At 64.4% G+C, this 8,378-nt stretch carries 6 protein-coding genes; 4 read left to right on the top strand and 2 right to left on the bottom strand.

The features are described 5' to 3' along the window. Nucleotides 1-8: 8 nt before the first annotated feature. A complete protein-coding gene (locus Q0U08_RS14660; protein ID WP_298092199.1) occupies nt 9-215 on the bottom strand; it encodes a hypothetical protein in 207 nt (68 codons plus the stop codon). 119 nt (nt 216-334) lie between these two features. Between Q0U08_RS14660 and copC the strand changes: the two genes are divergently transcribed. Both copC and copD read left to right on the top strand, forming a co-directional pair. Then, nucleotides 335-706: a copper homeostasis periplasmic binding protein CopC gene (gene copC, locus Q0U08_RS14655; protein WP_298092197.1), complete on the top strand. Its 372-nt coding sequence runs from the start codon at nt 335-337 to the stop codon at nt 704-706. Further along, nucleotides 707-1,636: a copper homeostasis membrane protein CopD gene (gene copD, locus Q0U08_RS14650; RefSeq protein ID WP_298092194.1), complete on the top strand. Its 930-nt coding sequence runs from the start codon at nt 707-709 to the stop codon at nt 1,634-1,636. 214 nt (nt 1,637-1,850) lie between these two features. Here the strand turns inward: copD and Q0U08_RS14645 are convergent, their stop codons facing one another. Next, entirely contained in the window at nt 1,851-2,414 is a 564-nt protein-coding gene (locus tag Q0U08_RS14645) for a hypothetical protein (RefSeq protein WP_298092192.1), read from the bottom strand. Nucleotides 2,415-2,746: 332 nt separating this feature from the next. On the opposite strand from Q0U08_RS14645, the gene Q0U08_RS14640 reads away from it, so the two are divergent. Together Q0U08_RS14640 and Q0U08_RS14635 are read left to right on the top strand one after the other, a co-directional pair. Further along, nucleotides 2,747-4,831, top strand: a complete 2,085-nt coding sequence (locus Q0U08_RS14640; protein WP_298092191.1) for an ATP-binding protein — start codon at nt 2,747-2,749, stop codon at nt 4,829-4,831. 120 nt (nt 4,832-4,951) lie between these two features. Then, entirely contained in the window at nt 4,952-8,200 is a 3,249-nt protein-coding gene (locus tag Q0U08_RS14635) for a PAS domain S-box protein (RefSeq protein ID WP_298092190.1), read from the top strand. Nucleotides 8,201-8,378: the final 178 nt, after the last annotated feature.

Below are 8,378 nucleotides of genomic sequence, written 5' to 3'. Positions count from 1 at the left end.
GTGGTGCGTCAGGCCGGGCTGGCGGATGCGGGCAACTCGGCGCCGATCATACCCATCGCCAGTGCCGCAACCGTTACCACGCCGAGGCCCAGCCCGGCCTGACGCACCACCGGCCGCGTGCCGATACGGGCGAGGACCCGCGCCTCCATACCGTCCAGCGCTGCCGGGGCGGGTGCGTCCGCCAGCCTCGCCAATGCTCTGTCCAGATCGTCCATGCTTTCCACTCCACCCCTCTAACATTCGTTACGCATGGCTGCCCATCATCCCTCATGTCGCCGATGAGGGGTCGGCGATCGGGCCGCGTAAGTAGGACACGAACCCACGGAGTAGTCCCATGCGTCGCATCTTCCTTCCTGCCGCCTTGGTCCTTCTCGGCATTGCCGGTGTTGCCCAGGCTCATCCCAAGCTTTTGTCGGCCTCGCCGGAGCCGAACGCGACCGTCGCCAAGCCTGCGCGCGTGACGCTGCAATTCAGCGAGAAGCTGATGCCGAAGTTCTCGGGCGCGGACCTCGTTATGACCGGGCATGGCGGCACCGATCACGCGCCGATGAAGGTCGCCGCGGTGGCGACGGTCGGCGGGGACGGCCGTACCCTCATCGTCACGCCCAAGGCGCCGCTCGCCGCGGGTCGCTATAGCGTCGCATGGCATGTCGTCTCGGCCGACACGCATCGCGTCACTGGCAATATCGCCTTTGCGGTGAAGTAGGTGGAAGCCGACTGGCCGCTGATCGCGCTCCGTTTCGCCCTCTATCTGGCGCTGGGCGGACTGTTCGGCCTTCCGGCTTTCAGCCTCTATGGGCTTCGGAGAGACGAGCGTCGCAACGCGTTCGCCCTGCGGGCCTGGCTGATCGGGTTGGGAATAACCGGCCTCATCCTGTCGTGTGTCGCCATGGCCCTGCTTGCTGCCGCGATGGCTGGAACGCCTGCTTGGCCGATCGACCATGATGCGATCTCAATGATCCTGTCTGGCACCTCGATCGGGACGGCCTGGAAAGCGCGCATGGGTGCGCTGGCCTATGCTTCCCTCGTCGCCTGGTGGGGACCGAAACGTCCCCTCGCGCTCGTCTCCGCGACTGTTGCGGCAGGCATTGCCCTGACGACGCTGGCCTGGACCGGACACGGTGCAATGGACGATGCCGTGACCGGTTGGGTGCATCTGGTGGCGGACGCGATCCATCTGCTGGCGGCAGGCGCATGGATAGGAGCACTTATGGCGCTTGGCCTGATGATAGCGCGCCCCGCACGCCGCCTTGACGCTACCCGTCTCATGCTGATGCACCGGGCTCTCGATGGTTTCTCGTTGGCCGGGACGATATTCGTCGCGACGATCATCGTCTCGGGGCTGGTCAATGCGGGGCTGTTGGTCGGCATAGGCAACCTGTCGAGCCTCGTCACGACGCTCTATGGGCGGCTCCTTCTCGCAAAACTCGCCCTGTTTGGCGTGATGCTGGGATTGGCGTCGCTAAACCGCTTTCGCCTGACGCCCGCATTCGAGCGGTCGATTGCGACATCGGATCAGCAAGGCGCGATCAGACATCTCCGTCATAGCCTTGCCGTAGAAACAGGGTACGCCGTCATGATCCTCGCACTTGTCGCCTGGCTCGGAACACTCGCGCCGCCTGCCTCGGAGATATGATCGGCAATTGCGCCGTATTGCCGGTGTCACAACCGAACGGTTGTGACACCAAGCCATTGGTCATCGTCCCGCTATTCCGACCCACAAGTGGACATTCGCGCGCCCTTCCCCGCTTCCCAACTGCAGACATTCGTTCATTTCCGCGTGAACTGTTTTTGGTGCATGATCGTCTACCATTAATGATCACCCCTCCTGACCCTAAGTTGCACGCGCCTTAGTGCGGCGGTGCTCGTTCAGGCAGAGCGCTAATGCGACCAACGCGCTCGATTGGCGGAGGAGGGGACGCCGGTTTGGCGATGCCAACCGGATCAGCTGTAAGCCGCGGCGGAGCTTGGAGGGGCGCTGGCGGGATAACGAGCAATAGCACCAAAGCGAGCAATGCGATCGCCGAATGGGGCATGAAAACGTGGGGCCACCGCATCAGCGATGAAATCCGACCGTAGCCACCCGCTGCTTTAAAAGCGGCTTCCCAAGCCGCCCCGATCTGCAACGGCTTTCGCCGCTCACCTCCCGAAAAGTGAATCTCGATCTCGCCGATACGACGGTAATACGCTTGCTGGTTCGCCTTAAGAAGCGCTTCCATCACCCAAAACGCGAGCGAGGATGCCAAGGCGACCACTAGAATGACGCGCTCGTGCTTATCGTAGGCGAAGCCGATGGCCGCGGCGCTGAAGGTCACGCTCCATGCCTTTACCGTAAGTGTCTTGGTATCATAGTCCTCTATGACTTTCTGAAGATGGAAGTATTCCTGGCCCAGAAGATCCTCATCGGAAGCCACGCACCACCCCCTCGTTAAGCCGGCGATCTGCCCAGCGCGTCAGTCGCTATGGCAACCGGTCAATTCATGCAACGATAGCCTCATTCCTGTCGAAAACACACGACTGAGCAAAGACCATTGGTGTGATACTCATAGTAATTGCGTCAATAGCTTGACCCAAACCCGGCCGCTCGCGGCACCCCTCTCCTTGTTCGAATCCTGACGTTTGTTCATCCCGGTCCAAGTCGGTGGCAGGACCGAGTGGACGCCGATTGAGCTACCATGTTTTCCCAACGAGCCGTTTATTGCTGGTGTGACAAGGCCTGTGCTTCTGTTAGGGGGCGCAGAAGGCCATGATTTCCAACTTATACCGCGATCCGGCGACTCTTCCCGAACAGCTGCGCTTTCTCGCCGGCGGGGGCGAAGCGACAAGTCTCATCCTCGAACGGGACTGGTCCGGGCATCCGCTAGGATCGCCGGACGCTTGGCCTGACATCCTCAAGACGTCACTCAGTACCGTGCTGAACTCGCCCGAGTCGATGATCCTGGCGTGGGGCACCGAACAGCTCACTTTCTTCTTTAACGAGACGTATTTCCCGCTGCTAGGCCCGCGTCTTTCCTGGGCGATGGGCTCTTGTTTCGACGGAGTATGGGCCGACGCGTGGGAGCAGGCCAAGCCCATCATCGACGAGGCGTTCGCCGGTCGCAGCCAGCGGTTCGTCGATCTGCCCTGGAAGCTCGATACCGACAGGGGTCCTGCCGACACCTGGTTCACGTTCTCCTATTCGCGCATCCTCGACCCGCAGGGCGAGGTGGCGGGCCTCTTCATCTTCACCAACGAGACGACCGCGCGCGTGCTCGCCGATGCCGCGCTCGAGAAGAGCCAGGCGGAATTGCACGAGGCCAACCGCCAGTTGTCGCAGCGGGTGGAGGAGCGCACGGCCGAGCGCGACCGCGTATGGCAGCTGACCAACGATCTGATGGCGACAGCCCGGCTCGACGGCCACCTGGTCCAGGTAAACCCTGCATGGGAACGCCTGCTCGGCTGGAGCGAGCGCGAACTGCTCTCCCGCCCGTTCGTCGAGATCGTCGATCCCGCCGATCATGCGGAGACGGCCGACGTGGTCGCGCGTCTGGAGGCCGGCGAGGTGGTAGCCGGGTTCGTCGACCACGTGCTGGCCAAGGACGGCACCGCCCGGACGATCATGTGGGACGCGGTGCCGGACGCGGGCTCTGACCTCTTCTATATCATCGGCCGCGACCTGACGGAGCAGCACAGCGTCGAGGAGGCGTTGCGGCAGGCTCAAAAGATGCAGGCAGTCGGCGAGCTGACCGGAGGTCTTGCCCACGACTTCAACAACCTGCTGACGGGAATGATGGGCAACCTCGAGCTCATCCAGATGCGGCTCGCCGCCGGCCGGCTGGAGGATCTCGAGCGCTTCATTCTGGCAGCGCAAGGTGCCGGACGACGGGCGGCGTCGCTGACCCAGCGGCTGCTCGCCTTCTCGCGTCGTCAGACGCTCGATCCACGGCCGACCGACGTAAATCGTCTGATTGCCGGGATGGAGGATCTGCTCGGGCGCACGATCGGTCCGGAGATCGCCCTCGAGATCGTCGGTGCAGCCGGTCTCTGGCCGGCAAACATCGACGCAGGCCAACTCGAAAACGCGCTGCTCAACCTCTGCATCAACGCCCGCGACGCCATGCCGGAAGGCGGTCGCATCACCGTCGAGACGGCCAACAGATGGCTCGACGCTCGCGCCGCCCGTGAGCGCGACCTTCCCCCTGGGCAGTATCTCTCGATCTGCGTCACCGACACGGGGACCGGCATGTCGGCGGAAACAGCATCGCGCGCGTTCGAGCCGTTCTTCACGACCAAGCCGATCGGCCAGGGGACGGGTCTCGGCCTCTCGATGATCTACGGCTTCGCGCGGCAGTCGGGCGGACAGGTCCGGATCTACTCCGAGGTCGGCATGGGCACGACCATGTGCATCTACCTGCCGCGGCACGCCGACGAGATGCCGTCCGACGTCGAGGGAGATATGACTGGCGGAACGGCCGCGGCGGGCAGCGGGACGATACTGGTCGTCGACGACGAGGCGGCGATCCGGCACCTCGTCGACGAGGTGCTGGACGATCTCGGTTATACGGTCATCGGCGCCGCCGACGGAGCGGCCGGGCTGAAGGTGCTTCAGTCGGGTGCTCGGATCGACCTGCTCATCACGGACGTCGGGCTGCCCGGTGGCATGAACGGCAGACAGGTCGCGGACGCCGCCCGTCACCTGCGTCCCGGCCTCAAGGTCCTCTTCATTACCGGTTTCGCGGAGAATGCGGCGGTCGGCAACGGCCACCTGGAGCCGGGTATGGAGCTGCTGACAAAGCCGTTCTCGCTGGAAGCGCTCACGACCAAGGTCGACGCGATGATGAACAAGGACTGATACGGCCGCTTTGCCTTGGTCATCGACGCATGTTGCTGCTAAAAGACGGTCGATCGCTGGCAGCCGGGGGGCGGCAGCGATGACATCCCCCTGGTCCGCCGCCCTCCGCGAAGCCGCATCGTGTCGACTGAAGATTACTCGAATCACGCTCAGGTCTCGAGCGAGGCCGACCGCATCGCCGCCCTGCGACGGCACGACATTCTGGACACCCCGACCGATCGGCGCTTCGACCGTATCGTCGCACTGGTGCAGAACGTCTGCCGCGTTCCCATCGCTCTGGTGAGCCTAGTCGATGCCGACCGGCAGTGGTTCAAGGCTAGGGACGGGGTGGCGGTCGATCAGACTGCCCTCGATACGTCGGTGTGCGCCCTTGCGATCAGGCAGCGGGACGTGTTCCAGATCGATGATCTGGCCGCGGATCCCCGCACCGCTGGCATGTCCCTAGTGACTGGCGAGCCGCACATTCGCTTCTACGCAGGCGCGCCGCTTGTGACGTCGGATGGTCATGCGCTCGGCAGCCTATGCGCGATCGATACTGCGCCGCGCCCCGGTGGACTGGAACCTGCGCAGATCGATGCGCTGGCGCTTCTTGCCGAGCAGGTCGTCGAACTCATCGGCAACAGCGAGGCGATCGAGATCCGAACGCAGGCGCTGGCGCTTGAGGAAGCGCAGCGTCGGTGGAGTCGGGATGAGGCGCTCTACCATGCCATCGTCGACTCGGCGATCGACAACGCGATCATCGCCATGGATGCGGAGGGCTTCGTCACGCACTGGAGCGCGGGTGCGGAGCGCATCTTCGGCTGGAGCGAGGCCGACATGTGCGGCAGCCGAGCCGACCGCTTCTTCACCCCCGAGGACCGGGCGGCGGGCGTGGCAGATCGCGAGTTCGCGACCGCGAAGGCGGAAGGCCGGGCCTCCGACGAACGCTGGCACCTGCGGAAGGACGGCTCCCGCTTCTACGCGCACGGTGCGATGACGGTGCTCAGGGGCGCCGACCGCGCTGGCTTCGTGAAAGCGGTGCGCGATATCACCGCCGAGCATGAGACCAAGGTGGCGCTGCAGCGCGCGCGCCGTTCCGCCGAGATGATGACGACCGCGGCGCGTCTCGGCACCTTCGACTACGACATAGCCGGCGGCGTGCTGCACTGGGACAACGGCTGCCGTGCGCTGTTCGGCCTGTCGGCCGGCGCTCCCGTTTCATACGACGAGGCTTTCCTGCTCGGTGTGCATCCCGACGACCGCGTGCATGCAGACGCCGACGTGCAGGCCGCCCTCGACCCCGCAGGGAGCGGCCGGTTCGAGACTGAATACCGTACGATCGGGATTGAGGATGGCCTGCTGCGGCATGTGTCGGCTCGCGGACAGGCGATCTTCGAGGATGATAAGCCCATACGCCTGCTCGGCACGGTCCAGGACGTGACGGAAGCTCGCACGGCCGAGGCGCGGCTGCGTGAGACCGAGCAGCGCCTTCGCCTTGCCAATCGCGCGACCAACGATGCCATCTGGGACTGGGACCTCGTGCGCGACCACGTCACGTGGAACGAGGCCATCGAGCGCGCCTACGGTCATGATTTACAGGAGGTCGAGCCCACCGGTGCCTGGTGGATCCAGCACATCCATCCCGACGATCGCGCGAGGGTGGACGCGAGCATCCACGCAGTCATCGACAGTGGCGACACGGACTGGGTCGACGAGTATCGTTTTCTGCGGGCGGACGGCAGCTTTGCCGACGTTCGCGATCGAGGATTCGCCATACGGGATGAAACCGGCCGGCCGATCCGCATGATCGGCGCGTTGCTCGACCAGACCGAACGCGTGGACAGGGAGCGGCAGCTCCGCGACCGGGCTCATGATCTTGCTGTGGAAGTCGAGAAGCGCTCGGCCGAGTTAGAACGTCTATGGACCGCCTCGCCGGATCTGCTCGTCGTAGCCGACCCGAACGGCGTCTATCAGCGGGCGAACCCCGCCTGGTCAGCCAATCTCGGCTATTCGGAAGCGGAAGTCGTTGGCCGGTCGGCAGCCGACTTTCTTCATCCAGACGACGTTGCGCCAGCCGAGCGGGCTCTGGCGATCGCGCAGGTCGGCGAGCTGCCGCCCTACATATGCCGGTTCCGCCATAAAGACGGCAGCTATCGCTGGATCTCTTGGGCTGCGGCCCCCGACCGTGGCGAGATCTTCGCCTTTGGCCGCGACGTCACAGCTGCGCGGGAGGCCGACGAGGTGCTGCGCCGGACCGAGGACGCGCTGCGCCAGTCGCAGAAGGTCGAGGCCGTTGGCCAGCTGACCGGCGGCGTCGCGCACGACTTCAATAACCTGCTGACCGTCATCCGCGGCTCGGTCGACCTGCTGCGCCGTCCTGGCCTCACCGACGACAAGCGCATTCGCTACGTCGATGCCATCGCCGACACTGCGGAACGCGCGACTAAACTCACGAGCCAACTCCTCGCCTTCGCACGTCGTCAGTCGCTGGAGCCGCAGGTATTCGACGTCGCCGAGAACGTCAGGGCGCTGCAAGGCATGTTGAGGACCCTGACCGGTTCGCGCATCGAGACCCGCTACGAACTGCCTGACGCGGCGACGCTCGTACTTGCTGACCCCAGCCAGTTCGATACCGCCATCGTGAACATGGCCGTCAACGCACGAGACGCGATGGATGGCGAGGGTCAGCTGACGATCCGGGTGAGTATCATTCCTGTGCTTCCCGCAATGCGGAGCCACCCGCCGGTGCGCGCACCCCACGTCGCCGTGTCGATCTCGGATACCGGGTCGGGTATCGCGGCAGAACACCTCGACAAGATCTTCGATCCCTTCTTCACGACGAAGGGCGTGGGGCATGGAACGGGTCTGGGCCTCAGCCAGGTCTTCGGCTTCGCAAAGCAGTCAGAAGGCGATCTCGCCGTCAATAGCGATGTCGGTGCCGGGACGACGTTCACACTCTATCTGCCCTTTGCGTCCAACGAAGAGGAGCGGGTCGAACAGCAGCGCCCGGAGGCGAAGGGACTGGACAAGAGCGCATGCGTGCTTGTCGTGGAGGACAACGCGGACGTTGGCGAGTTCGCCATGCAGGCGCTGGCCGAGCTTGGCCATGGATCGCACTGGGCACAGGATGTCGACTCCGCGCTCGCCGAGCTGGAGAAGGCGCCGGACCGCTTTGACGTCGTCTTCACTGACGTCGTGATGCCCGGCCGTTCCGGCATCGAGCTCGCAGAAGAGGTGGCGCAGCGCTACCCTAAGCTGCCGGTGGTGCTGACCAGCGGCTACAGTCACGTTCTTGCTCAGGAAGGGACGAAGGGGCTTCGGCTTCTCCGGAAACCCTACTCCATCGAGGAGCTCTCGCGCGTCCTTGGCGAAGCCGCGCAGCCTAGCTGAACGCCGCTTTAGCGGCATGAGCAAGGTTAGTTCCGGAACGCCAGGCGGCCCGATCTATTCTGGTCTATTAACGGACTGTCGAGGCTATCACGCGCAGGGCGAGGATGCGCCGAACAGCGTTAGGACCCAGAATCGACCGTTCGATGCTGGTTTGCCGCTAGCCAAGACTGGACGCTCG

It is taken from the genome of uncultured Sphingomonas sp., from assembly GCF_946477935.1.
In the GTDB taxonomy this organism is placed as follows: domain Bacteria; phylum Pseudomonadota; class Alphaproteobacteria; order Sphingomonadales; family Sphingomonadaceae; genus Sphingomonas.
The sequence above is the reverse complement of the archived record's forward strand: the minus strand, read 5'-3'. Positions and strand labels throughout refer to the sequence as shown.